16 protein-coding genes and 1 pseudogene are annotated in these 22,448 nt (G+C 71.9%); 2 read left to right on the top strand and 15 right to left on the bottom strand.

The window, feature by feature from the left end; all coding sequences use genetic code 11:
- Positions 1-105 precede the first annotated feature (105 nt).
- The 8 genes from tmk to bldG form a co-directional block, all read right to left on the bottom strand.
- Positions 106-3,369, bottom strand: a complete 3,264-nt coding sequence (gene tmk / locus Q8A52_RS46720) for a dTMP kinase (protein ID WP_316764404.1) — start codon at positions 3,367-3,369, stop codon at positions 106-108.
- A 120-nt stretch (positions 3,370-3,489) separates the two neighbouring features.
- A complete protein-coding gene (gene topA / locus Q8A52_RS46725) occupies positions 3,490-6,327 on the bottom strand; it encodes a type I DNA topoisomerase (RefSeq protein WP_316764407.1) in 2,838 nt (945 codons plus the stop codon).
- A gap of 245 nt (positions 6,328-6,572) precedes the next feature.
- Entirely contained in the window at positions 6,573-6,770 is a 198-nt protein-coding gene (locus Q8A52_RS46730; RefSeq protein ID WP_316764408.1) for a hypothetical protein, read from the bottom strand.
- Positions 6,771-7,146: 376 nt separating this feature from the next.
- Positions 7,147-8,688: a DUF7059 domain-containing protein gene (locus Q8A52_RS46735; protein WP_408649383.1), complete on the bottom strand. Its 1,542-nt coding sequence runs from the start codon at positions 8,686-8,688 to the stop codon at positions 7,147-7,149.
- A gap of 65 nt (positions 8,689-8,753) precedes the next feature.
- Complete coding sequence (locus tag Q8A52_RS46740; RefSeq protein ID WP_316764412.1) at positions 8,754-9,332, bottom strand: small secreted protein; 579 nt, start codon at positions 9,330-9,332, stop codon at positions 8,754-8,756.
- 212 nt (positions 9,333-9,544) lie between these two features.
- Positions 9,545-11,950 carry a sodium-translocating pyrophosphatase gene (locus Q8A52_RS46745; protein ID WP_316764414.1) on the bottom strand — a complete coding sequence of 802 codons (2,406 nt, stop codon included), beginning with the start codon at positions 11,948-11,950 and terminating at the stop codon, positions 9,545-9,547.
- 320 nt (positions 11,951-12,270) lie between these two features.
- Complete coding sequence (locus Q8A52_RS46750; protein WP_316764417.1) at positions 12,271-12,708, bottom strand: ATP-binding protein; 438 nt, start codon at positions 12,706-12,708, stop codon at positions 12,271-12,273.
- 162 nt (positions 12,709-12,870) lie between these two features.
- On the bottom strand, positions 12,871-13,212 hold the full coding sequence (gene bldG, locus Q8A52_RS46755; protein WP_010986038.1) for an anti-sigma factor antagonist BldG: 342 nt from the start codon (positions 13,210-13,212) through the stop codon (positions 12,871-12,873).
- Positions 13,213-13,293: 81 nt separating this feature from the next.
- Between bldG and Q8A52_RS46760 the strand changes: the two genes are divergently transcribed.
- A complete protein-coding gene (locus Q8A52_RS46760; RefSeq protein ID WP_316764420.1) occupies positions 13,294-15,837 on the top strand; it encodes a DEAD/DEAH box helicase in 2,544 nt (847 codons plus the stop codon).
- Positions 15,838-15,877: 40 nt separating this feature from the next.
- On the opposite strand, the pseudogene Q8A52_RS46765 reads toward Q8A52_RS46760, so the two are convergent.
- The 7 genes and pseudogenes from Q8A52_RS46765 to ssd form a co-directional block, all read right to left on the bottom strand.
- Positions 15,878-16,219 (bottom strand): annotated as a pseudogene (locus Q8A52_RS46765) (Rv3654c family TadE-like protein); the annotation flags it as partial.
- Positions 16,216-16,599, bottom strand: a complete 384-nt coding sequence (locus tag Q8A52_RS46770; RefSeq protein WP_408649384.1) for a TadE family type IV pilus minor pilin — start codon at positions 16,597-16,599, stop codon at positions 16,216-16,218. The pseudogene Q8A52_RS46765 and the gene Q8A52_RS46770, both read right to left, overlap by 4 nt.
- A gap of 28 nt (positions 16,600-16,627) precedes the next feature.
- Entirely contained in the window at positions 16,628-16,828 is a 201-nt protein-coding gene (locus tag Q8A52_RS46775) for a DUF4244 domain-containing protein (RefSeq protein ID WP_316764427.1), read from the bottom strand.
- Positions 16,829-16,884: 56 nt separating this feature from the next.
- On the bottom strand, positions 16,885-17,670 hold the full coding sequence (locus tag Q8A52_RS46780) for a type II secretion system F family protein (RefSeq protein ID WP_316764430.1): 786 nt from the start codon (positions 17,668-17,670) through the stop codon (positions 16,885-16,887).
- Positions 17,667-18,527 carry a type II secretion system F family protein gene (locus Q8A52_RS46785; protein ID WP_316764458.1) on the bottom strand — a complete coding sequence of 287 codons (861 nt, stop codon included), beginning with the start codon at positions 18,525-18,527 and terminating at the stop codon, positions 17,667-17,669. The genes Q8A52_RS46780 and Q8A52_RS46785 overlap by 4 nt, the downstream gene beginning before the upstream one ends.
- Before the next feature lie 61 nt (positions 18,528-18,588).
- Complete coding sequence (locus Q8A52_RS46790) at positions 18,589-19,779, bottom strand: TadA family conjugal transfer-associated ATPase (RefSeq protein WP_316764432.1); 1,191 nt, start codon at positions 19,777-19,779, stop codon at positions 18,589-18,591.
- A complete protein-coding gene (gene ssd / locus Q8A52_RS46795; RefSeq protein WP_316764435.1) occupies positions 19,776-20,882 on the bottom strand; it encodes a septum site-determining protein Ssd in 1,107 nt (368 codons plus the stop codon). Before ssd ends, Q8A52_RS46790 begins: the two co-directional genes overlap by 4 nt.
- Before the next feature lie 585 nt (positions 20,883-21,467).
- Here ssd and Q8A52_RS46800 point away from each other — a divergent pair.
- Entirely contained in the window at positions 21,468-22,301 is an 834-nt protein-coding gene (locus Q8A52_RS46800) for an HAD family hydrolase (RefSeq protein ID WP_316764437.1), read from the top strand.
- The last annotated feature ends 147 nt before the right edge of the window (positions 22,302-22,448 follow it).

A 22,448-nucleotide genomic window follows, 5' to 3' on the forward strand; every position in this document is an offset into this window, starting at 1 on the left:
GGGTCACGCCGCCCTTCCGTCGCAATTCGCGTTCCGGTGTCCATTGTGCGGGCGCCCACTGACACCCGGGGGCGGTGGTGGTGTTCCCGGTCGGCCGCTTCCCTGTCAGCCCCGGCGTCCCCGCCCGCGGCCCCGGCCGCCCTTGTCCTCGTCGGACCCGTCGTCCTCGTACGACCCCAGCAGCTCGTCAGCCAGCGTCGGCAGATCGTCGAGCGGCGTCTCCTCGGCCCAGTCGGACCGCGGCCGCCGTCGCGCGGCACCGTCCTCGTCGACCTGAGGGAGCGGCCGGGTACGGTCATCGGGGCCGGGGTCCGGCCGCTCGTCCCGGAAGAACCCCTGCGGCATCCGGTCCGCCGGACCACCGCCCCGCACGGGAGGCAGCACAGCGGTCTCGTCCGCCGCACCGGGAGCGACCGGAGGCAGCACAGCGGTCTCGTCCGCCGCGCCCGGAGCCACGGGAGGCAGCACGGCCGTCTCGTCCGCCGCCCCCGGAGGCGTGGGCGGCTGCGGCAGCTTCGCCGTCACCTCGGACTCGGACTCCCCGGACGGCTTGCGGGACCGGCGACCGCGGCCCTGCTCGCCCTTGGGCTCTTCCTCGTCCGCCCGAACCGGCCGCAGCACCGCCGTCTCGTCCGCCGCGCCCGGCTTCACCACGGGCGTCGGCACGGTCGCCGCCTCCTGCCCGGCGGCGGGAGCCGCCGGCCGGGGTGTCGCGGTGACCGTCGGCCGGGGTGCCGCGGGCTGCTGTGCGGCCACGTCGGCCGCGGCCGACGCAGCTGCCGCCTGGCGCCGGGCCTCCTCGGCGCGCAGCAGCGCCTCCTCGGCCTTGCGCTGCTTCTCCAGGCGCCGGGCCTCGGCCTCGGCGTGCAGCCTGGCCTCCTCCTCGGCCTGCTTGCGCCGCCGGTCCTCCTCGGCCCTGCGCCGGGCATCCTCGGCGACACGGGCCTCTTCCTCGGCCAGCAGCCGGGCCCGCTCCTCCTCGGCACGCCTACGTGCTTCCTCGGCCCGCAGCCGGGCCTCCTCCGCCTGCCGTTCGGCCTCGCGCCGCTGCGCCTCCTCCAGCTCGCGCCGCTTGCGCTCCTCCTCCTCGGCGCGCAGCTTGGCGAGCTGTTCCTGGCGCTCACGCTCCAGGCGCTCCTCCTCGGCCTTGCGCGCGGCCTCTTCCTCGGCCTTGCGGCGGGCCTCCTCCTCGGCGGCCTTGCGGGCCTCCTCGGCGGCCTTCACCTCGGCCTCGGACAGCGGCAGCACGGTGTCGAGCCGGTGCCGGATCACGGTCGTGACGGCCTCGGGCTCCTGGCCCGCGTCCACGACCAGATAGCGGCCGGGGTCGGCGGCGGCCAGCGTCAGGAAGCCGGCCCGCACGCGCGCGTGGAACTCGGCCGGCTCAGACTCCAGCCGGTCCGGCGCCTCGGTGAACCGCTCGCGGGCGGCCTCGGGCGCGACGTCCAGCAGGACGGTCAGATGGGGGACGAGTCCATTGGTCGCCCAGCGGTTGATCCGGGCGATCTCGGTCGGGGACAGGTCCCGGCCCGCCCCCTGGTAGGCCACCGACGAGTCGATGTACCGGTCGGAGATGACGACGGCCCCCCGCTCCAGCGCGGGCCGTACGACCGTGTCGACGTGTTCGGCGCGGTCCGCCGCGTACAGCAGTGCCTCCGCCCGGTGTGAGAGCCCCGCCGACGACACGTCCAGCAGGATCGAGCGCAGCCGCTTGCCCACCGGAGTCGCCCCCGGCTCGCGGGTGAGCACGACCTCGTGGCCCTTGGCCCGGATCCACTCCGCGAGGGCCTCGGCCTGGGTCGACTTCCCGGCGCCGTCGCCGCCCTCCAGGGCGATGAAGAATCCGTTCGCGGCCGGCGTCTGCGCCGGGTCGTCGCCGCCGAGCAGCGCGTCCCGCAGGTCGTGCCGCAGCGGCACGCCGGAGCGGTCGTCGACCTTGGCCAGCACCAGCGCGGCCACCGGCAGCAGCAGCGCGCCGACGAGCATCAGGGTGAAGGCGGCGCCGCCGTGGGCGAACACGAACTTGCCGTTCTCCAGCCGGTGCGGGCCGATGAGGGCCGCCACCAGGGGCGCGATCAGCGCGCCGAGCGCCACGAAGACCCGTACGACCGCGTGCAGGTGTTCGGTGGTGCGCGGCCTGCGGTAGTCCTCGGTCTCCTGGTCGAGCAGCGTGTGCCCGGTGTTGGCGGCCACGCCCGCGCCGACCCCGGCGAGCGCGACGATCAGCAGCACGCTGGTGACGTCCGGGACGAGCCCGGCGGCAAGGAGCGCCACGCCGGTGAAGGCGATCGCCAGCGACAGGAGCCGACGGCGGGAGAGCGACGGGAGCACGGCGGGGGCCGTACGGATGCCGACGACGACTCCGCCGGTCAGCGCGAGCACCAGCAGCCCGTACAGCACCGGGCCGCCGCCCAGGTCCTTGGCCTGTAGCACCGACACGGCGACGGCGGCTGAGGCCGCCCCGGCGACGGCGGCGCAGGCGAGGACGAGCAGCGGAACGGCCCCCGTGCGGCCGTTGTCCACGCCCGTGCCCGTCCGGGGGCGGCGCAGTCCCTCCAGCGGGGACCGCGGGCGCGGGGTGCGCGCGTCGGGCAGCTCCAGGTACGTCAGCACGGACAGGGACGCGGCGAACAGACCGGCCGCCACATACGAGCCGAGGGCCGCCTGGTGCTGGGCGAACCAGACGCTCACGGTACCGAGGAGGTTGTTGAGCAGCGCCGCGACGACGAGGGCGGCGGCCGCCAGGGGAACCGCCACGAAGCCCGTGCGCAGCGACAGGCGGCGCAGGGCGTCCATGTGGTCGGGCAGCGGCCGTACCGTCGCGCCCTCCGGGGGCGGGGCGGGCAGCAGGGCGGGGGCCGCGCTCTCCCGGCACACCGTCCAGAAGCGCTCGGCGACACCGGTCACGAAAGCGGTCACCAGCAGGACCGCCAGCGCGTTCGCCGGCGTCCAGTCGATCCACAGGGGCGCGATGATCAGCAGCACGGCGCGCAGACCGTCGGCGCCGACCATGGTCCAGCGGCGGTCGAGCGGGCCGTCCTGCGAGGTCAGAGAGGTGAGCGGGCCGAGGAGCACGGCGCCGAAGAGCAGCGTGGCCAGGATGCGCGCCCCGAAGACGGTCGCCACTGCGAACGCCACGCCTCGATAGCCGCCGCCGAACGAGCCCTCGGCGATCGCCGCCTGGAGGGCGAGCAGGACCAGCACCAGGAGCGCGAGGGCGTCGCCCACGCCGCTCACGAGCTGTGCGCTCCACAACCGCTTCAGTTGCGGCTGGCGCAGCAGTGCGCGGACCGCACGTTCGCGGGAGTCCGCCACCAGGGTGTCGTCGGGTGTTGTGGTGAGGGCCGTTGGCTGCTCGGCTCGCGTCATGCTTTCAGCCTATCGGCAGCGACCGACAGCCCGCCGCGCCCGTCCGAACGTGCGCACGCCCCGACACCAAAGTGATGCCGGGGCGTTCGTTTCGCGAACAGGATGTGAAGACCGGCGGTCTCAGTCCTCCGCCGACGCCTTGGAAGCAGCGGCCTTCGAGGCCGTCGTCGCCTTCTTGGCGGCGGTCTTCTTGGCCGTCGTCGTCTTCTTCGCAGCGGTCGTCTTCTTGGCGGCCGTCTTGGTGGCGGTCGCCTTCTTGGCCGGAGCCTTCTTCGCGGGCGCCTTCTTCGCCGTCTTCTTGGCGGGGCTCTTGGCCCTCTTCTCGGCGAGCAGTTCGAAGCCGCGCTCCGGGGTGATCGCCTCGACGCTGTCGCCCGAACGCAGGGTCGCGTTGGTCTCGCCGTCGGTGACGTACGGCCCGAAGCGACCGTCCTTCACCACGACCGGCTTTCCGCTGACCGGGTCCTCGCCGAGCTCCTTCAGCGGCGGCTTGGCGGCCGCACGGCCACGCTGCTTCGGCTGGGCGTAGATCGCCTGGGCCTCCTCCAGCGTGATCGTGAAGATCTGGTCCTCGGACTGCAGGGACCGCGAGTCCGTGCCCTTCTTCAGGTACGGGCCGTAGCGGCCGTTCTGCGCGGTGATCTCCACGCCGTCCGCGTCCGTGCCGACGGAACGCGGCAGCGACATCAGCCGGAGGGCGTCCTCCAGGGTCACCGTGTCCAGCGACATCGACTTGAACAGCGAGGCCGTACGCGGCTTGACGGCGTTCTTGCCGGTCTTCGGGGTGCCCTCGGGGAGCACCTCGGTGACGTACGGGCCGTAGCGGCCGTCCTTGGCGATGATCTGGTGGCCGCTCTGCGGGTCCGTGCCCAGCTCGAAGTCGCCGCTCGGCTTGGCGAGCAGTTCCTCGGCGAGCTCGACGGACAGCTCGTCCGGGGCGAGGTCGTCGGGGATGTCCGCGCGCTGGTGCCGCTCGGTGTCCTTCTCGCCGCGCTCGATGTAGGGGCCGTAGCGGCCGACCCGCAGCACGATGTCGTTGCCCACGGGGAACGACGACACCTCGCGCGCGTCGATCGCGCCCAGGTCGGTCACCAGCTCCTTGAGGCCGCCGAGGTGGTCACCGTCACCGTTGCCGGCCTCGGCGGCGCCGCCCGCACCGGTGCCCTCGCCGAAATAGAAGCGCTTCAGCCACGGCACGGCCTGGGCCTCGCCGCGGGCGATGCGGTCGAGGTCGTCCTCCATCTTGGCGGTGAAGTCGTAGTCGACGAGCCGCCCGAAGTGCTTCTCCAGGAGGTTGACCACGGCGAAGGACAGGAAGGACGGCACCAGGGCCGTGCCCTTCTTGAACACATAGCCGCGGTCGAGGATCGTGCCGATGATCGACGCGTACGTCGACGGGCGGCCGATCTCGCGCTCTTCGAGCTCCTTGACCAGGCTGGCCTCGGTGTAACGGGCAGGGGGCTTGGTGGCGTGCCCGTCGACCGTGATCTCCTCGGCCGAGAGCGCGTCGCCCTCGTTGACCTGGGGAAGCCGGCGCTCGCGGTCGTCGAGCTCGGCGTTCGGGTCGTCGGCGCCCTCGACGTAGGCCTTCAGGAAGCCGTGGAAGGTGATCGTCTTGCCGGACGCGCTGAACTCGACGTCCCGGCCGTCGGCGGCGGTGCCACCGATCTTGACGGTCACGCTGTTGCCGGTCGCGTCCTTCATCTGGGAGGCGACGGTCCGCTTCCAGATCAGCTCGTAGAGCTTGAACTGGTCGCCGGTCAGACCGGTCTCCGCCGGGGTGCGGAAACGATCACCCGAGGGACGGATCGCCTCGTGCGCCTCCTGGGCGTTCTTGACCTTCCCGGCGTACGTGCGCGGCTGCGCCGGCAGGTAGTCGGCGCCGTACAGCTGCGTGACCTGGGCGCGGGCGGCCGTGATCGCGGTGTCGCTCAGCGTCGTGGAGTCCGTACGCATGTACGTGATGTAGCCGTTCTCGTACAGCTTCTGCGCAATCTGCATCGTGGCCTTCGCGCCGAAGCCGAGCTTGCGGCTGGCCTCCTGCTGCAGCGTCGTCGTACGGAACGGGGCGTACGGCGAGCGGCGGTACGGCTTGGACTCGACGGACCGCACGGAGAACCGGGTGTTCTCCAGGGCGGCGGCGAGGGCGCGGGCGTTCGCCTCGTCGAGGTGGAGCGTGTTCGCGCTCTTGAGCTGACCGAGCGAGTCGAAGTCGCGGCCCTGGGCCACGCGCCTGCCGTCGACGGACTGAAGACGGGCGACCAGGGTCGACGGGTCGCTGGAGTCGCCCGCACGGCCGGTCCCGAAGGTGCCCGTCAGGTCCCAGTACTCGGCGGAACGGAAGGCGATGCGCTCGCGTTCCCGCTCCACCACGAGCCGGGTCGCGACCGACTGGACACGGCCGGCCGACAGGCGCGGCATGACCTTCTTCCACAGGACCGGCGAGACCTCGTAGCCGTAGAGGCGGTCGAGGATGCGGCGGGTCTCCTGGGCGTCGACCATGCGCTGGTTCAGGTCGCGCGGGTTGGCGACGGCCTCGCGGATCGCTTCCTTGGTGATCTCGTGGAAGACCATCCGCTTGACCGGGACCTTGGGCTTGAGGACCTCCAGGAGGTGCCAAGCGATGGCCTCGCCCTCGCGGTCCTCATCGGTGGCGAGGAAGAGCTCGTCGGAGTCCTTCAGCAGATCCTTGAGCTTCTTGACCTGGGCCTTCTTGTCGGCGTTGACGACATAGATCGGCTCGAAGTCGTGCTCGACGTCCACGCCGAGGCGGCGGACCTCGCCGGTGTACTTCTCCGGCACCTCCGCGGCGCCGTTGGGAAGGTCGCGGATGTGCCCGACGCTCGCTTCGACTACGTAGCCGGGGCCCAGGTAGCCCTTGATCGTCTTCGCCTTGGCAGGCGACTCGACGATGACGAGTCGGCGGCCGCCCTGTGCGGTCTCGCTGGTCGGGGACAACTTCGCTCTTCTCTCCGGTCGACGCTGGGGCCTCCCCGGGCCGGTGTCCCGGGGTCGTGTCGTGGTGACGCTGCGGAGTGTGACGGTACATCCCGCCCCCGTGTCAAACGGGAAAAGCCCACAACGGCCACTCGAACGGTAACCCGACTACCGGCATTCCTGCCGCCCGGAGTGTCAGGCCGCCTTTGCACCCCTGTCCGGAGCGTGACGCTCCAATTACGCGCACGAGAGCACGCGGGCCGCCGTCAGAGGCGGGTGAGGCAGTACGCGCCGAGGCCCAGGGCGACCACTCCGGCCAGGCCCGCGAGGGTGGCCGATGCGACCTGATTCACGCCGTGGGCGACCGGTTCACGGTGCCGGACCCGGGCTCCGGTCCACACCAGCAATGCGCCTCCGAACAGGGCGAACACCACTCCCGCGAAGATCGCCGGTCCGCTCTCCATGGCTCCCCTGCCCCTTTTCCGCCGTCCATGAGTGCCCAGGGGCCGGAGACTGGCACGCACGGGCGGCATGCGGGCGAACTCGAGGTGAACGGCGAGCCGACAGCTTTTCGAATGTATATTCGAATAATCCCGATACGAGACCGAGCACAGATATTTTTCCGGCCGTTTTCTTGTCGTCGGCGCGTCCCGGGTCTCGCCGCGCCCCGTCCGGGCCCGGTGCGACGCCGGTCACCCGACCGGTGTGCCGTACGGCACGGGCGGTGTGCGCGTGTCGCGCAGCCGGCGTGTGCGACGGACGTCCGTACGCCGGCTGACCCGCACCCGGGTCGGCCCGACGCCGTAGCCGCCCGCCCGGAGCCGGCCGCGGACCGCGGACTCAGCCGGCCGGTTCGAGGAAGCCCTGTTCCACCAGCAGCCGGATCTGCGCGGGCGTGCTGTCGCGCAGCACCACCGGGTCCTCGCCCATCAGCTGCGCGATGGCGTCGAGGATGCGGCCCGCGCTCAGCGTGCCGTCACAGACGCCCGCGAAGCCGGCACCGACCGTGTCCACCCTGGTGGCGCGGCGCATACCGCGGTTCTGCCGCAGCACCACATGCTCCGGGTCCTCGGCGCCGGGCAGCCCGACCTGCTCCTGGACGACCTCGGCGACGAGCCTGAAGTGGCCCTCGAGCAGAGCGGCGTCGTCATGCCCACGGAGATAGTCGAGGCGGGCGAAGTGCGCCCGGACCGTCTCGCCGAGCGGCTGTTCGATCGGGTGCGGCCATTCCTCCACGACGACCGAGGGTTCGGCGGCCGAGGTCTTGCGCAGCGTGATCCAGCCGAAGCCCACCGCCTTGACCTTGCGCGCCTCGAACTCGTCGAGCCAGGCGTCGTATCGCGCCTGGTACTCCGCCGGGTCACCGCGGTGGTCACCGGCGTCCCTCAGCCACAACTCGGCGTACTGCGTGACGTCCTGCACCTCGCGCTGCACGACCCAGGCGTCGCACCCGCGAGGCACCCACGACCTGATCCTGTCCTGCCAGTCCTCCCCTTCCACGTGCTGCCAGTTGGCGAGGAACTGCGCGAACCCGCCCTCGTTCAGGCGGGCGCTCGCACCTTGGACGAGCGAGCGGCACAGATCGTCCCCGGCCATCCCGCCGTCGCGATAGGTGAGACGGGCACCGGGGGAGATCACGAACGGCGGGTTCGACACGATCAGGTCGTACGTCTCGTCGTCCTTGAGCGGCTCGAAGAGCGAGCCCTCGCGCAGATCGGCCGCCGGGGCGCCGGACAGGGCGAGTGTCAGCGCGGTGATGTGCAGCGCGCGGGGGTTGAGGTCGGTCGCCGTCACGCGGGTGGCGTGCTGGGCGGCGTGCAGCGCCTGGATGCCGGAGCCGGTGCCGAGGTCGAGCGCGGCGGCGACGGGTGTGCGCACGGTGATGCCGGCCAGGGTCGTGGAGGCTCCACCGACGCCGAGGACCACGGCCGGGTCCGTCTGACGGCTCTGGCCGCCGATGCCGCCCGCGCCGCCGACCGCGCATCCGAGGTCCGACACGATGAACCAGTCCTCGCCGTCCGGCCCGCCATAGGGCCGGATGTCCACGGTGGCGGCGACCTCGTCGTCGCCGACGCGCGTCAGCCACCGGCCCTGAAGGCACTGCTCGACGGGCAGCACGTCCGCCACGCGCGCGTGCGGCACGGGCTGCTGGAGCAGGAACAGCCGTACGAGGGTCTCCAGCGGCGTGTCCCCGCGGGTGGCCCGGAGGGCAGGCACGGTCTCGCTGCGGGCCAGGGCCGCATACGCGGGGGCACCGAGCAGTTCGAGCAGCCCGTCGGCGGTGAAAGCGGCGCCGAGCAGGGCGGCCCGGAGCCGGGCGGCCACGTCGGGACGGTCGGAGGACGGCAGGGGGGACAGGGTGGCGTTACTCACGCCCCCCATTGTGTCCGCTCGGACCGACATCGCACGTACCCGAACCGGCCCGCGTCAGCCGCCCGCCCCGGTGCTCAGCCTGCCGACGCCGAGGCCGGCGAGGACGCCGACTTGCAGCTCTCCTGCTTGGCCATCGCCTTGCCGACGTCGCCCTCCTCGAGGTTCTTCAGCGCGTCGTTCCCGGTCGTGCTCAGCTTGTCGAGCTGGGTGGCGATGTCCTTGAGGCCGTCGGCGAACTTCGACTGGTCCTTGGTGTCGAGCTCGTCGACCTGCTTCTTCAAAGAGGCGTACGACGCGCCGATCTGGTTGAGCTCCTTGACCGCGTCCTGCTGCTTCTTCTTGCCGTTGTCCACATCCGGCGCCCCGGCCGAGTTCACGGCGGCGCCGATCGCCTTGTAGGCGTCGGACATGTCCTGGAAGGCCTTCGCGTCGGTCTTCTGGACGTCCGCGGGCGCGCTGTTGTCCGAGGTCTCCTTCTGGATCGCGGCGTTGGCGGCCGCGATCTTCTTGGCCTGCGGCTGGACCGCGTCGCAGACCTGCTTGGCCCAGGCATCCAGCTTGTCGTTGTTTTCGCTTCCGCCGCTGCTGCATCCCGTCAGCGCCGCCACGAGTACCGCGCCGCCGGACAGTGCGGCCGCGAGCTTCTTGTTCACCGGATCGGTCCCTTCCCTGGCTCTCGGCCCCCGGACCCTACACGCCGGATGGGTGACAGTCGCATGCCGAACAGCCACTAAGGACCATTTTGCTCCTATTTGCACCAAGCGAGAGAAGGCTCACCATGAGGGCGCGCGCACACACGAACGGGCGGGCGGCGCATCAATGCGCGCCGCCCGCCCGTCCGTTGAACGGATCGCCGTAAGACCGCCTACGAAACCACCGCAGGATCGGCCGACTTGCTCACCCGTTCGGCGTTGTCCTCGTCGCCCACGGCGATGCCGCGCCGCTTGGAGACGTACACGGCGCCGACGATCACGAGCAGCGCGAGGACCGCGATCGCGATCCGTACGCCCAGGTTCTTGTCGTTGCCGTACGAGAACTTGATGACCGCGGGCGCGATGAGCAGCGACACCAGGTTCATCACCTTCAGCAGCGGGTTGATCGCGGGACCGGCGGTGTCCTTGAAGGGGTCGCCGACCGTGTCACCGATCACCGTGGCCGCGTGGGCCTCGCTGCCCTTGCCGCCGTGGTGGCCGTCCTCGACCAGTTTCTTGGCGTTGTCCCAGGCACCACCGGAGTTGGCCAGGAACACCGCCATCAGTGTGCCCGCGCCGATCGCGCCCGCGAGATAGGAGCCGAGGGCGCCGACACCGAGTGTGAACCCGATGAAGATCGGTGCCATGACCGCGAGGAGGCCGGGCGTGGCCAGCTCCCTCAGGGCGTCCTTGGTGCAGATGTCGACGACCTTGCCGTACTCGGGCTTCTCCGTGAAGTCCATGATCCCGGGCTTCTCGCGGAACTGCCGTCGTACCTCGTACACCACGGAACCCGCCGACCGCGACACCGCGCTGATGGCCAGTCCGGAGAAGAGGAACACGACCGCCGCACCCGCGATCAGGCCGACCAGGTTGTTCGGCTGCGAGATGTCCAGCGACAGGCTCATCGGCGCGCCCGGGCCGGTCAGTTTCGCACCCACGTCCTGCACGCTGGTGGTGATCGCGTCACGGTACGACCCGAAGAGCGCCGATGCCGCGAGGACGGCGGTGGCGATGGCGATGCCCTTGGTGATGGCCTTGGTCGTGTTGCCGACCGCGTCCAGGTTGGTGAGCACCTGCGCGCCCGCGCCCTCGACGTCCCCGGACATCTCGGCGATGCCCTGGGCGTTGTCGGAAACCGGACCGAAGGTGTCCATGGCGACGATCACGCCCACCGTGGTGAGCAGACCGGTGCCGGCCAGCGCGACCGCGAACAGGGCCAGCATGATGGACGTACCGCCGAGCAGGAACGCCCCGTAGACGCTGAGGCCGATCAACAGGGCGGTGTAGACGGCCGATTCGAGACCGATCGAGATACCGGCCAGGACGACGGTGGCCGGACCGGTGAGCGAGGTCTTGCCGATGTCCATCACCGGACGGCGGTTGGTCTCGGTGAAGTAGCCGGTGAGTTGCTGGATCACGGCGGCGAGCAGGATGCCGATGGCCACCGCGACCACCGCGAGGATCCGCGGGTCGCCGTCCTTGCTCCTGATCGCGGCGTCGGTGACGCCGTCGAGGTCCGCGTACTTTCCGGGCAGATAGATGAAGACCGCCACCGCCACGAGCACGAGCGAGATCACCGCGGAGATGAAGAAGCCACGGTTGATCGCGGTCATGCCGCTGCGGTCGCTGCGGCGCGGGGCGACCGCGAAGATGCCGATCATCGCGGTGATCACGCCGATCGCGGGCACCAGCAGTGGGAAGGCGAGCCCGGAGTCGCCGAAGGCCACCTTGCCGAGGATGAGCGCCGCGACCAGGGTCACGGCGTACGACTCGAACAGGTCCGCCGCCATACCGGCACAGTCGCCGACGTTGTCGCCCACGTTGTCGGCGATGGTCGCGGCATTGCGCGGGTCGTCCTCCGGAATGCCCTGCTCGACCTTGCCGACCAGGTCGGCGCCGACGTCGGCGGCCTTGGTGAAGATGCCGCCGCCCACACGCATGAACATGGCGATCAGGGCGGCCCCGAGGCCGAAGCCCTCGAGCACCTTCGGCGCGTCGGCCGCGTACACCAGCACCACACAGGAGGCGCCCAGCAGGCCGAGACCCACTGTGAACATGCCGACTACGCCGCCCGTGCGGAAAGCGATCTTCATAGCTTTGTGCGAGACGGCGGTGAGATCCTTTTCCGGCTCGCCTTCCGCCGGGGTGGCCTCCCGGGCCGCCGCGGCGACGCGCACATTGCTGCGCACGGCGAGCCACATGCCGATATAGCCGGTGACCGCCGAGAACGCCGCGCCGATCAGGAAGAACACCGACCGTCCGGCGCGCTGATTCCAGTCGTCCGCGGGCAGCAGCATGAGCAGGAAGAACACCACGACGGCGAATACGCCGAGCGTGCGCAGTTGCCGGGCCAGATAGGCATTGGCGCCTTCCTGGACCGCCCCTGCGATCTGCTTCATGCTGTCGGTGCCCTCGCCGGCCGCGAGCACCTGGCGCACCAGGATTCCCGCGACGACCAGGGCCGCGACCGCGACGACCGCGATGATCGCCACGAGGACACGGTTGTCGTCGGTCAGGACTGCGGCTGCGAAGGTTGTGGGTTGGCCCAACTGATGAGGGGTAGAAAGCCCCGCCATTCGTCCTCCTTGACGCTTGGGCTGAGCTCAAGATGTGGACGGATTGTAGGTACCGGAACCTGATCAAAACAGAGCGCGGTAAACGGAATTAGCCTTCACATGCTCTTCAGCAAATGATCGACGTCACGCCATAGAACCCGAAAGTGGTAACGCCCCAAAGGCATTGACGCACGCATTGGCTCTTGATCAAATAATCAGGTGATTGATCGTGAATTTCTTCACGAATTCCGATGGCCACAGGAAAACAACACGAAGGGCCCTGCTGAGCAGGGCCCTTGTGAGTGAGCGGGGTTGCGCCGAACGGATGCGGCGGGGGTGGTTCAGGCGAGCGCGACCGCCGGCGGGGTGGTCGGCCAGGTCATGCGGATCAACCCGCCGCGCTCCCCGGCACTGACCTCCACGTCGTCGACGAGGCCGCTGATGACCGCGAGGCCCATCTCGTCCTCCTCGGTCTCCGCGTCGCCTCCCTCGGCGGCACCGCCGGGCGCCCGGTCACCTGGGGCCGAACGCGGCGCCTCGTCGCCGACCTCGATGGAGAACTGCTTCTCCTCCTCGATCAGCGCCACCTTCACCGGCGCCGCGATGCCGGCGCTCTGGTGCAGCCCGACGGCGCGGGAGCAGGCCTCGCCGACGGCGAGCCGCACTTCGTCCAGTACGGCCTCGTCCACTCCGGCCCTGCGCGCCACCGCTGCCGCCACCAGTCGAGCGGTCCTGACGTGCTCGGGCAGCGCGCTGAAGCGGAGTTCAACGGTGGCCATGCATCCCCCTCGCAACTTCGGGCGTGCGGTCGGGGGCCGGGCCGCCGAAAGCCCGGACCCCCTGATGAAACTTCTTCCGCCCCGGACACTGCGGCCCGGGGCCGGGCGCGCCGACGATTCGGGCCGATCGGCGGCCCGGGATCGGTCGGCAGCAGCCCGGGGTCAGTCGGTAGCCGCCACCGCTTCCTCGACCGAGGTGTGGATCGGGAACACCTTGGTGAGGCCGGTGATGCGGAAGATCTTGAGAATGCGCTCCTGGTTGCAGACCAGGCGCAGGGAGCCCTCATGGGCACGCACACGCTTCAGCCCGCCGACCAGCACGCCGAGACCGGTGGAGTCGAGGAAGTCCACGCCCTCCATGTCGACGACGAGGTGGAAATTCCCGTCGTTCACCAGCTCGACCAGCTGCTCGCGCAGCTTGGGCGCGGTATATACGTCGATTTCGCCACCGACCTCGACGACCGTACGATCGCCGACGGTACGGGTCGACAGGGACAGGTCCACGGATCCTCCAGCACCTTGCTATCGAGCGGTCGCCCCTCGGGACACCTCGGCTTGCGGCCCCCGGGACGTTCGCCAGCCGCGATGGCATTCAATCACTTACCGGCAGGCGTGCACGACGCCTTGGCCCCATTGTCCGTCACACCAGTGACACACTCGGTGCCGATGGCCAAGAATCACCGATCCGATCGATCCCCGACGGACACCGCGACCCGCCTTGCTCCGGGCACGGTCCTGGACCGGCTCGCCTCGGGACCGAGCCGGTCCTCGCGCATCACTCATACGGAGCACTTGCCCCCGCGCGCGGGTCGCCATGCCGTCTGGCCGGACCGGATTCGCCCGGAAGTGATCGCGGCGGTGCAGTCGGCCGGTATCGAGCACCCCTGGGCGCACCAGGCGCTGGCCGCCGAGCACGCCCTGGACGGCGACTCGGTGGTGGTCGCCACGGGCACGGCGTCGGGCAAGTCCCTGGCGTATCTCGTGCCCGTCCTGTCGACGCTCCTGGACGGCTCCGAGGCCCCGAACGGCCGCGGCGCCACCGCCCTGTACCTGGCTCCCACCAAGGCTCTCGCGGCCGATCAGTGCCGATCGGTGAAGGAACTTTCACATCCGCTGGGCACCGCTGTCCGGGCCGCCGTGTACGACGGCGACACGCCGGTGGAAGAACGCGAATGGGTCCGTCAGTACGCCAATTACGTCCTCACCAACCCCGACATGCTCCACCGCGGCATACTGCCCTCGCACCCGCGCTGGTCCTCCTTCCTGAAGGCGCTCAAGTACGTCGTGATCGACGAGTGCCACACCTATCGGGGCGTCTTCGGCTCGCACGTGGCACAAGTTCTGCGCCGACTACGCCGTCTGTGTACCCGCTACGGCGCGTCGCCCGTCTTCCTGCTCGCCTCCGCGACCGCCGCGGAGCCCTCCGTGGCGGCGCGCCGCCTCACCGGCCTTCCGGTGATCGAGGTCGCCGACGACGCCTCCCCACGCGGGGAACTGGTGTTCGCCCTGTGGGAGCCCCCGCTCACCGAACTCCACGGCGAGAAGGGCGCGCCGGTCCGCCGCACGGCCACCGCCGAGACGGCCGACCTGCTGACCGACCTCACCGTGCAGGGCGTGCGCTCGGTCGCCTTCGTACGCTCCCGACGCGGCGCCGAGCTGATCTCCGTCATCGCCCAGGAACGGCTGGCCGAGGTCGACCGCTCCCTGGCCCGGCGTGTCGCGGCCTACCGCGGCGGCTACCTCCCCGAGGAGCGCCGCGCCCTGGAACACGCCCTGCACTCCGGCGAGCTCCTCGGCCTGGCCGCGACAACGGCCCTGGAGCTCGGTGTGGACGTCTCCGGGCTCGACGCCGTACTGATCGCCGGGTACCCGGGCACTCGCGCCTCCCTGTGGCAGCAGGCGGGCCGCGCGGGCCGCTCCGGGCAGGGTGCCCTGGCGGTGCTGGTCGCCCGCGACGACCCGCTGGACACCTTCCTCGTCCACCATCCCGAGGCCCTGTTCGACCGACCGGTGGAATCCACGGTCCTCGACCCCGACAACCCGTACGTCCTGGCCCCGCACCTGTGCGCGGCCGCCGCGGAGCTTCCGCTGACCGAGGACGACCTGGAGCTGTTCGGTCCCGCCTGCGCGGACCTGCTGCCGCAGCTGGAGGCCGCGAAGCTGCTGCGCCGCCGCACGAGGGCCTGGCACTGGACGCGCCGGGAGCGGGCCGCCGACCTGACCGACATCCGCGGCGGGGGCGGCCGGCCGGTGCAGGTCGTCGAGGAGGGCACAGGACGCCTCCTGGGCACGGTGGACGCGGGCGCCGCGCACTCCACGGTCCACGAGGGCGCGGTGCACCTGCACCAGGGCCGTACGTACCTGGTGCGCTCCCTCGACCTGGAGGACTCGGTCGCCCTGGTCGAACAGGCGGACCCGTCCTATTCGACGGTCGCCCGCGACACGACGTCGATCTCCGTCCTGGAGACGGACGTCGAGGTCCCCTGGGGCGCGGGACGCCTGTGCTACGGCTCGGTCGAGGTCACCAACCAGGTCGTCTCCTTCCTGCGCCGGCGTGTCATCACGGGCGAGGTGCTGGGCGAGACCAAGCTCGACCTCCCGCCGCGCACCCTCCGCACCCGCGCCGTGTGGTGGACGGTCACCGAGGACCAGCTGGACGAGGCCCGGATCAACCCGGAGATCCTCGGCGGCTCCCTGCACGCCGCCGAGCACGCCTCCATCGGCATGCTGCCCCTCTTCGCCACCTGCGACCGCTGGGACATCGGCGGCGTGTCGGTGCCGCTGCATCCCGACACCCTCCTCCCGACGGTCTTCGTGTACGACGGCCACCCCGGCGGCGCGGGCTTCGCCGAGCGTGCCTTCCACACCGCCCGCGACTGGCTCACCGCCACCCGCCAGGCCATCGCCTCCTGCGAGTGCGACGCCGGCTGTCCGTCCTGCATCCAGTCCCCCAAGTGCGGCAACGGCAACGATCCGTTGCACAAGCGGGGGGCCGTGCGACTGCTCACGGTGCTGTTGCGGGGGGCGCCGGAGGAGAAGGCCGGGGAGGAGCCGGCGGCAGGGCCGCAGAAGGAGCGGGAGGAAGGGCCGCAGAAGGGGCCGGCCCCGCAGGTCCCGCCCGCGATCTGACCTCCGCCGTGAACGGCCCGCGCCCCGAGGAGGCCGTCACGTCCGACGTGTCGCCCACGACGGCGCAGCGCACCAGCCGCGTGCCCTGGGCCGTCGCCACCCGCTCGGCGCAGACGCAGGCCGCCGTGGTGCCCTCGGCCCAGTGGTCCGCCGCCGCGAGGGCCGCGAGATCGGCACCGCCCGCCGCTCGGTGCCGGGCCACCACGGCCTGCCCCAGGGCGAGCACCACGCCGAACACGACGCACAGAACGGCGATCGCACCGATGCTCCAGACGGTGGCGGACCCGCGGTCCGAGAAGCGGCGCGAGTGACGATCGGAGCAGCGGCGCGCGCAACGGCCCCGGAAGCAGCCCGCGGCCCGCTTCCAGAAGCTGCGGCTCATCGCCCGGCCTCCGCCTTGGAGCGCGCTCCCGCCGCTCCCGTCCCGCCGCCCGTCGACCCCGCGGTCACCGCGTCCTCCGCCGACGCCACGGCCTCCTCCCGCACTTCGAAGGGCAGGCCGGGCAGCAGCGGCGGTTCGGCCACGACCGTCACCCGGACCTGGTCCCCCTCGCGGGCCACCGTGACCTTCGCGCCGTGCGGTGCCGCCTCACGGGCGACCGCCACGACCGCGTCGGCCGGATCCTGGCGGGCGGCCGCCCGGGCGCCCGTGCGCGCCGCGTCCACGCACTGGATCTGCGCCGCCACCACGAGCAGCCCGCAGACCAGCGCCATCGTGAAGGCCACCAGCACGGGCAGCACCACGGCCGCCTCCGCGGTCACGAACCCCGCGTCCCGGCGCTCGACTCGGTCACATCCGGGCACTGAGGGCTCGTTTCACGATGGCCTGCAGCTCCGCCCTGACCTGTCCACTCGTCACGACCTCGTAGAGCAGCAGCGCGAACCCGACCGCCGCGACGATCCCCATCGCGTACTCGGACGTGACCATGCCCGCGTCCCGGCAGCGCCGCGCCTGCCACCACGCCCGGACCTTCCTGACCTTCTCGCTCATCTGAACTCCTTTGCATTGCAGCTTGTCTGACTTCGCCTGTGCGGCTATCGGCCCGGTCATCGACCACCCCCTCCCACCACTCCGCCCGCCAGCCCGATCACCACGGGCAGCACACCGACCGCGATGAAGGCGGGCAGAAAGCACAGCCCGACCGGCGCGGTGACCATGACGGCCGCCCGGCGGGCCCGTGCCGTCGCCGTGCGTGCCCAGTCCGCGCGGGCATCCGCGGCGAGCCGGGCGACGGGACCGGCCGCAGGGAGCCCCGACTCGTCGGCGCGCTCCAGGAGCCGCGCCAGGGCCCCGGCGCCGGGCAGCGAGGCCAACCGCCGCCAGGCGTCCGCCGGTTCCCCGCCGAGCCGTACCTCCGCGGCGCCCCTCGCCAGCCCTTGTCCGACGGGCCCAGCCAGGGCGTCTCCGACGGCCTGGGCGGCGATCACCGGACCGGCACCGGCCGCGATGCAGGCCGCCAGCAGGTCGGCGGCAAGCGGGAGTTGGCGCGCGGCGTGAGCGGCATCGAACTCCTCCGCCCGGCCGGCTTCCTCCTGCAGACGCCGCCAACGCCACAGCCCCACGGCTGCCCCCAGCCCCACCGCGACCCCGACGGGCCCACCGACCAGCACCCACCCGACGCCCACCACCCCGGCCACGGGCAGCCACCGCCGTACGACGCCCCGCACTTCGAAAGGAGTCCCGGTGTCCGGCGCCTCCGAGGCCACCAGCTCGGCCAGCCGTCGCCGCACCCGGCGCCCACGCCGCGCTGCCCCGAACCGCCGTGCCGGCCAGCCGAGGAGCAGCACCGCGACGACGGCCGTCCCCAGGCTGTGGACAAGCTGCGCGCTCATGCCGCCTCCGCTCCACGCACGATCCGCGCCGCCCACCACAGGCCGGCGGCTTCGAGCAGCCCGCCGAGCACCAGGCAGCCCAGGCCCGCCCCGGTGTGCAGCAGCACGTGCAGCGGGTCGGCGCCCATGGCCGTGCCGAGGAGCAGGCCCAGTACGGGCAGTGCCGCGAGCATCACCGCCGTCGCCCGGGCTCCCGCCAACTGGGCTCGCAAGTCGGCGCGTTGGTCCCGTTCGGCGCGCAGGGCCCCGTCGAGCCGGTCGAGGCCGGCCGCGAGCCCGGCGCCCTGGTCCACGGCCACCCGCCAGCACGCGGCGAGCCCCAGCAGCCCCTCGGCGCCCGGCTGGCGGGCCGCCGTGGCGAGGGCGCCCGGCACGTCCCCGCCGAACCGGGCCGCCGCGAGCACCGCCGCCTGCGCGTCCGCGAGCCCGCCGGAGTCCCGTGCGGCCCGCAGCAGCGCCTCCCCCGGCTGCCGCCCGGCACGCACCTCCCCGGCGAGCGTCGCGCACAGCGCGATCACCGCGTCCCCGCGCCGCTCCCGGGCCCGCCTCGCCTCTCCGGCCAGCCGCAGCCGCCGGAGCACCGGCACCCCGGCCGCCCCCGCGACGACCGGAATCACCGAGGCGCCCAGCAGCGCCAGCACCAGTCCCGCGGCCAGCGACCACCACTCGCCCCGCAACCGGCCGCGAAGCCGCCGCAGTTCACCCATGGCCTGCTCCCACGGGGGCGGTCCGGTCCCCACCATCCCGCCACCGGCGAGCAGCAGCCGCGCCCGCCGGGCTTCCCGGTGCCGCCCGCCCATCACCCAGACGGCCGCACCGGCGCACGCCACGGCAGCACTCATCGACATCTCGCCCATCGCTTCCACCACTTCCGTTGCTTCTCTCGCTGCCGATCCATCCGTCGACAGGGCCGTCGGCCTAGCTGCCGCCGTCGTCCCCCAGCAGCCCCCGCAGCCGCTCCCAGCCCCGCTCCCGCTCGAACGCCCGCGTGTCCCAGCGCAGCGCCGGCACCGTCCGCACCAGACCCGTGGGTTCCCGCTCCAGCACATGCACCTCGGCGATCCGCCGTCGGCCGGTCCGGTCCCGTACGAGGTGCAGCACCACCGACAGCGCGGCCGCCAACTGGCTGTGCAGGGCGGCCCGGTCGAGCCCGGCGGCCGTGCCGAGGGCCTCCAGGCGGGCCGGCACATCCGCGGCGGCGTTGGCGTGCACCGTGCCGCAGCCGCCTTCGTGGCCGGTGTTGAGCGCGGCCAGGAGATGGACGACCTCGGCTCCGCGCACCTCCCCCACGACCAGCCGGTCCGGTCGCATCCGCAGTGCCTGCCGCACCAGGTCCTCAAGGGTGACCAGGCCCGCGCCCTCCTGGTTGGCGGGTCTGGTCTCCAGCCGTACGACGTGCGGGTGATCCGGCCGCAGCTCCGCCGAGTCCTCGGCGAGTACGATGCGTTCGCCCGCTCCGACGAGCCCGAGCAGCGCGCTCAGCAGGGTCGTCTTGCCGCTGCCGGTGCCGCCGCTGATCAGGAAGGACAGCCGCGCCCGCAGCAGGGCGCCGAGGACGCGGTCCCCGCCGGGCGGCACCGTGCCCGCCGTCACCAGTTCGTCGAGCGTGAACGCCCGCGGCCGTACGACCCGCAGGGACAGGCAGGTGCAGCCGACGGCCACCGGGGGCAGCACCGCGTGCAGCCGGGTCCCGTCGGGCAGCCTGGCATCCGCCCAGGGGCGCGCGTCGTCCAGCCGGCGTCCGGCCACCGCGGCCAGGCGCTGCGCGAGGCGTCGTACCGCCGCCGCGTCGGGGAAGGTCACCGTGGTCAGCTCCAGGCCGCCGCCGCGGTCCACCCACACCCGGTCCGGGGCCGACACCAGGACGTCGGTGACCGACGGGTCGGCGAGCAACGGCTCCAGCGGCCCGCTGCCGACCAGTTCGGACCGCAATCGGGCAGCAGCGCCGAGGACTTCGGCGTCGCCGAGCACCCGTCCCTGTTCGCGCAGCGCCTGGGCCACGCGCGCGGGTGTCGGTTCGGCGCCGCTCTCGGCCAGCCACCGCCGCACGCCGTCGAGCAGTTCCGGGCCGTGCGGCGGGTCGAGGCCGGGTCCGGGAAGCGTCCTCATGTGACGCCACCCGCCTCCACCAGCGTCCGTTCCCAGAAGCTCCTGCAGAACCGCGCCAGCGGCCCACGGCCGGAGGCACCGGGCGGTTTCCCGGTCTCGTAGGGGCGCAGCAGTCCCGATTCGACGGGTACCTCTCCGGCCAGCGGCAGCCCGAGCAGTCTGGCCACCTCGCGGTCGTCCAGACCGGGTGCGTACGGTCCCCGTACCGCCACCCGCAGGTCGCGCAGGACCATGCCGACGGCGGACGCCACCCGTCCGGCCGCCACGACGGCGCGCAGCTCGGCGGGGACGACGAGGAGCGCGAGGTCGAGTTGGGCGAGGGCTTCGGCGACCCCGTCGTCCAGGCGCCTCGGCAGATCGACGACCACCGTGCCGCCACGCCGTCTGGCGGCCGCGAGGACCGCCCGCACCGCCGGGGGTGGGATGGCGACACAGTCGCCGCGGTCCCAGCTGAGCACCCTCAGGGAGTGGAGCCGCGGCAGTGACTCCTCCAGGGCGCCGCCGCCGACCCGGCCGCGCGAGGCGGCGAAGGCGGGCCAGCGCAGCCCCTCGGCCGTCTCACCGCCGAGGAGTACATCGAGTCCGCCGCCCAGCGGATCCGCGTCCACGAGCAGGGTGCGCAGTCCCTCGCGCGCCGAGGTGACGGCGAGCGCGCAGGCGAGCGTGGAAGCACCGGCCCCGCCGCTGCCCCCGATGACGCCCACGGTGAGCGCCGGGCGGCCGACGCCCTCGGCGACGTCGGCGATGCGGTCGACCAGCCACTGCTCGCCGTCGGGGAGCATCAGGACGTGGTCGGCGCCGATCTCGACGGCCCGCTTCCAGACCCCCGAGTCGTCCTGGTCGCGGCCGACCAGGACGACTCCTCGTCGGCGTGCGGCTCCGCGCACGCGGCGCGCCGCGTCGTCGCCGACCAGGACGAGCGGCGCCGCCTCCCAGGTGCCTCTGGGCTCCGGGACCCCGTGGTGGACCTCGGGTGTCGCGCCTGCCGCCGCGCACAGGCGCAGCAGATCGTCGAGGAGCCCGGCGTCCTCGGTGATGATCAGCGGCCGTCGCGGCCGCCCCGCGGTGTCGGGCGGCGGATCGTGGGTGACGGTTCCGGCCACGTGTGCTCCCCCTTCGCTGCATCTTCCGCGCAGCCCCCTGCGGCCACGCGATTCCCAAAGGTGTGAAGAACCGGCATCCGGCCTCCATATGAACGGCCGATACGAACCGTCCATACGCGCCCCGACAAACGGAACCGGCCATGAACTCGCCGCGAGCGTTGCGCGTTGGAATCACGGTGCAGCGATCCCGGAAATCGTGTGGATCTTGGTCAAAAACTGTGGACAACTCAGCGGTTGTGAATATCGCGGTCACCCATACCGGTGACCCCTGCACGGTTCCCTGTGCGACTTCCGCAGAGCAGCGCCATGACTACCCTCAGTGACGGATCATGTGGCAGGCTCGAGAGGCGGCCGAAGCCGCATTGCCGCGGTCTCGCGGTCGCCTGGAGAAGGGGAAAAACCCACCCGGACATGCGACGACCCCCGCCGGGGGGGAGAGCGGGGGTCGTCCCCACGGCCGACTCGGGGGGGGAGGAGTCGGGCCGGGTTAGCACGGTCGCGAACGATCCGTGACTTCCATGGTGTACCCGAGAGCCCTCTCAGGCAAACCCACGCGCCCCACCTTACGCCGAATGGTGGGCCCCTATGCTCTGGGTCGTGGAAAACCACTCCTTGCCCCGCACAGCAGCCTTCTTTGACCTGGACAAGACGGTCATTGCGAAGTCGAGCACGCTCACGTTCAGCAAGTCGTTCTACCAAGGCGGACTGATCAACCGCCGGGCCGCCTTGCGTACCGCCTATGCCCAGTTCGTCTTCCTGGTCGGTGGCATGGACCACGATCAGATGGAGCGCACCCGCGAGTACCTGTCCGCGCTGTGCCGCGGCTGGAACGTCCAGCAAGTGAAGGAAATCGTCGCCGAGACCCTGCACGACCTGATCGACCCGATCATCTACGACGAGGCCGCCTCCCTCATCGAGGAGCACCACAAGGCCGGCCGCGACGTCGTGATCGTGTCCACGTCGGGCGCCGAGGTGGTCGAGCCGATCGGCGACCTGCTCGGCGCCGACCGGGTGGTGGCCACCCGCATGGTCGTCGGCGACGACGGCTGCTTCACCGGAGAAGTGGAGTACTACGCCTACGGCCCGACCAAGGCCGAGGCGGTCCAGGAGCTCGCCGAGTCCGAGGGCTACGACCTCGAGCGCTGCTACGCCTACAGCGACTCGGCGACCGACCTGCCGATGCTCAAGACGGTCGGGTATCCGCATGCGGTGAACCCGGACCGGGCCCTGCGCCGTGAGGCGCTCTCGCGCGGGTGGCCGATTCTGGACTTCCACCGCCCCGTCCGGCTCAAGCAGCGGCTCCCCGTGCTCTCCGTACCGCCGCGGCCGGCCCTGGTCGCGGCGGCCGCCATAGGTGCCGCGGCCGCCACCGCGGGCCTCGTCTGGTACGCCAGCCGACGCCGGAGCTCGGTCGCCTGACCTGGGCTTTCACCGACGCTCCGCATTGGTTTCGGCGTATCGGCGTCCGTTTAACGCATGTTTGATCCCAAAAGTAAAGAACTGCAGCCAGGGGTTCCGCTTGCTCCGAGCTTGCAGTACAAAGGATTTAACGGCCCGCGAGACCAA

The sequence above is a fragment of the Streptomyces herbicida genome (assembly GCF_032656585.1).
GTDB classification, from domain to species: Bacteria; Actinomycetota; Actinomycetes; order Streptomycetales; family Streptomycetaceae; genus Streptomyces; species Streptomyces herbicida.

What these genes read in the sequence shown, in the direction of transcription:
- Q8A52_RS46775 (WP_316764427.1), bottom strand. Translation starts at nt 16,828, where the DNA reads ATGAGCGAGAAGGTCAGGAAGGTCCGGGCGTGGTGGCAGGCGCGGCGC.
- Q8A52_RS46760 (WP_316764420.1), top strand. Translation starts at nt 13,294, where the DNA reads ATGGCATTCAATCACTTACCGGCAGGCGTGCACGACGCCTTGGCCCCA.
- tmk (WP_316764404.1), bottom strand. Translation starts at nt 3,369, where the DNA reads ATGACGCGAGCCGAGCAGCCAACGGCCCTCACCACAACACCCGACGAC.
- Q8A52_RS46735 (WP_408649383.1), bottom strand. Translation starts at nt 8,688, where the DNA reads ATGGGGGGCGTGAGTAACGCCACCCTGTCCCCCCTGCCGTCCTCCGAC.
- Q8A52_RS46785 (WP_316764458.1), bottom strand. Translation starts at nt 18,527, where the DNA reads ATGGGCGAGATGTCGATGAGTGCTGCCGTGGCGTGCGCCGGTGCGGCC.
- Q8A52_RS46745 (WP_316764414.1), bottom strand. Translation starts at nt 11,950, where the DNA reads ATGGCGGGGCTTTCTACCCCTCATCAGTTGGGCCAACCCACAACCTTC.
- Q8A52_RS46780 (WP_316764430.1), bottom strand. Translation starts at nt 17,670, where the DNA reads ATGAGCGCGCAGCTTGTCCACAGCCTGGGGACGGCCGTCGTCGCGGTG.
- Q8A52_RS46730 (WP_316764408.1), bottom strand. Translation starts at nt 6,770, where the DNA reads ATGGAGAGCGGACCGGCGATCTTCGCGGGAGTGGTGTTCGCCCTGTTC.
- Q8A52_RS46800 (WP_316764437.1), top strand. Translation starts at nt 21,468, where the DNA reads ATGCTCTGGGTCGTGGAAAACCACTCCTTGCCCCGCACAGCAGCCTTC.
- Q8A52_RS46790 (WP_316764432.1), bottom strand. Translation starts at nt 19,779, where the DNA reads ATGAGGACGCTTCCCGGACCCGGCCTCGACCCGCCGCACGGCCCGGAA.
- Q8A52_RS46750 (WP_316764417.1), bottom strand. Translation starts at nt 12,708, where the DNA reads ATGGCCACCGTTGAACTCCGCTTCAGCGCGCTGCCCGAGCACGTCAGG.